The following is a 2,617-nucleotide window of genomic DNA, read 5'->3' on the forward strand; positions in this document are numbered from 1 at the left end:
TTCTTTTAATGCCGCAAAACTTCTATTTTGCGGCATTTTTTTAAGGTGATTTTTCATCTAAAAAAATTAGTATTCTAGTATGAAGCTTGGGAATTAATAAGGTGCAAAGCACTTAATAATATGCCGAAGAATAAACTATCTTCTGGAATTGCAATAGAAATTATGTTAGACGTTATAATTGGAATGTTAGCTGGCAACTTTGGGTTTATTGGTGAGGGAGTATTATTTGGTGTAGTATTTGTGTGTGTTTTCGAGTAAGAATAAAAAAACTTAAGCATAGTTTTATCGTCTTTTTCAATTTGAACTAACTTAGAAAATTTGAAATTTGATAAAAATTTGATTTGACAATTGGTGTTGGTTCCTATTGTTTTTTCCTGCAATCATAAATTGCATCTATTTTACAACAGATCAATTTTCAGCTAATCGAAAAAAGAATTAAAAAAAGAATTCCACTAAATTCTACGACAGTCACAAACGTTTGTTGGGCATTCGTTTCTTCATTAATTCCATTATTTCGGTATGTACTTTGAATGTCATTTTAAAATTATCTAAATTTTTAGCTGTATTTGCCAAAACTATTAAACTGCTTCTTGTTTGTGGATAAAAATAGCAGGCAGAAGCAAAACCAGGTGCGTACCCTAATGCACCAATTTGTATGTTTTGCTCTCCATCTTGAAAAAGCAAACCATATCCATAGTCAACTTTATCAAAAATTGGGTGAATTCGGGTGGCATATTTAGTTTCCATCAATTTTAGAGTTTCTGTTTTGACAAGTTTCCCCGAATGTAATAATTGATTCCATGTATTTAAATCCGCTGCATTTGAAATAAAAGCACCGGCTGGAACATAATTATCCAAACTATTTGAAGCATATTCTAATAGTTTATCTTCATTCTCTTCATACCCTTTTACCAGATTTTTATATTTTTTATTATTAGGATGGAAAGTATTTTTTAAACCATTTTGTTTAAAAAAATCCATTGATAATTGTTCAAATTTCTTGTTTGATACTTTCTCAAGAATTTGTGCAAGTAATTCATAACCTATTTGAGAATAATGAAATTGAGAACCTTGTACGAATTCTAAAGGTTCATCTAATGCTACAATTCCATGTGTATGAGTAAGTAATTGATGAATTGTAACTTCTTTTGACCACGGTTGATTAATCTGAGTGAGGTATTGATTGATTTTATCATCCAGTTTAATTTTACCTTTTTCAAATTCACGCAATACTAAAACTGCTGTTATTTGTTTACTAATAGAGCCTATTACAAATTGATCCTTAAATTTTAAAATATTTTTTTTATCAAAATCTGAGTACCCCATAGCTTTAGAAAATATTTGCTTTGAATTTTCGGTTATGAATACCACTCCATTAAAATTGTTACTCTCTAAAATAGAGTCGATTTTTGCGGTTAAATCATTATCTTTTTTATTCTGTGCAATAGTTTTAAAAGATATTAGAAGGATAAAAGATATAATTGTAATACTAAATTTCATTGATTTCTGATTTTTAAAATGATGCCCAACATTCTGTGAATGCGGCGGTTTTACAATTATAACAAGCCCATTATAAGGAGTTGTAAATTGAGCGATAACGACAGGCAAATCATTCCAAATACGAAACAGCTTTAAATTTAGCCAAGAACTGTAATCTCGTAAAAAAGCTTTTGTCCATAATTAATTCTCTTCTAACATTTTTTGTCCTAAATACCCAATTATAAAGAATGTACAAATACTCAACAAAAACATTATTATTTGCAGAAAATACATTGAATATAAATTTTCATTGACTAAAAGATTAATTATCAAAATCACTATTGAAGGAATTAATCCAAAAATAATTACTATTGGTATTATTAAAGAAACTAATTCTCATCTAATTTTAAAATTTGAATCCGAAATTTCAAAGGAGAATTTTACAATTGATTGACCAAACAATTAATCTTCCATTTATTTCTAATTTACTTACAAGATTAATTTTATTTCAAAGTAATTTGCAATTTATCATTCTACTCAAGTAGGCGATTTACGCAAAGAAGCACCAGAAAAGTTTATTTATTTTTTCTTCTTGCCATTACCATTATTAGAAGTAAAATCAATGCTATTCCAGCTGATAAAATTATTGTTTTTTTTAAGTCTATTTCTTCAGTCTTCTTTTTGGCAGCTATCTTATTAGTTTTCAATTGTTCTTTTACATAATTTAATCTTTCGTCAAGTAAATCACTTTCTAATCCGTATTCTTGGGCTTTTTCAAAAATAGTCGTCGCTTTTCTGAATTCTTTTCTAATAATGGATAAATTACCGATTTCGAATAAAAGCAATGCAGCTATTTTTTCTTTTGGTTTGATAAATGACAATCTTTCATTTAGTTGAAAATAAATTGATTTATAAAGTTTGTCTATTTCACTTTCATTTAGTTTTGTGATTGGAGCTTTTTTATTTCCAAATGTTACACCTAAAATAAATTCAGAAGTATAAAATTTTTCACCATTAATTTTAGCTTCAAGTATTTTTGAATGTAACCATTCTGATTCTTTGTGTGCTTTAGGATTTATTTTTATCGATTTATTTATCCATTTCAAAGCTTTTTCATTTTCACCTATTAATTCATAAA

The 2,617-nt window shown here is 27.4% G+C and carries 3 protein-coding genes; 1 reads left to right on the plus strand and 2 read right to left on the minus strand.

Annotated features, from left to right (window positions below; all coding sequences use genetic code 11):
- Positions 1-120 precede the first annotated feature (120 nt).
- Entirely contained in the window at positions 121-258 is a 138-nt protein-coding gene (locus DNC80_RS14480) for a hypothetical protein (RefSeq protein WP_182651824.1), read from the plus strand.
- 210 nt (positions 259-468) lie between these two features.
- Here the strand turns inward: DNC80_RS14480 and DNC80_RS14485 are convergent, their stop codons facing one another.
- Together DNC80_RS14485 and DNC80_RS14490 are read right to left on the minus strand one after the other, a co-directional pair.
- On the minus strand, positions 469-1,500 hold the full coding sequence (locus tag DNC80_RS14485; RefSeq protein ID WP_182651825.1) for a serine hydrolase: 1,032 nt from the start codon (positions 1,498-1,500) through the stop codon (positions 469-471).
- A 554-nt stretch (positions 1,501-2,054) separates the two neighbouring features.
- The coding region (locus DNC80_RS14490) for a hypothetical protein (protein WP_220485259.1) at positions 2,055-2,617 on the minus strand (563 nt) is incomplete at its 5' end.

The sequence above is a fragment of the Flavobacterium sp. SOK18b genome (assembly GCF_014156605.1).
Lineage (GTDB): Bacteria > Bacteroidota > Bacteroidia > Flavobacteriales > Flavobacteriaceae > Flavobacterium > Flavobacterium tiangeerense.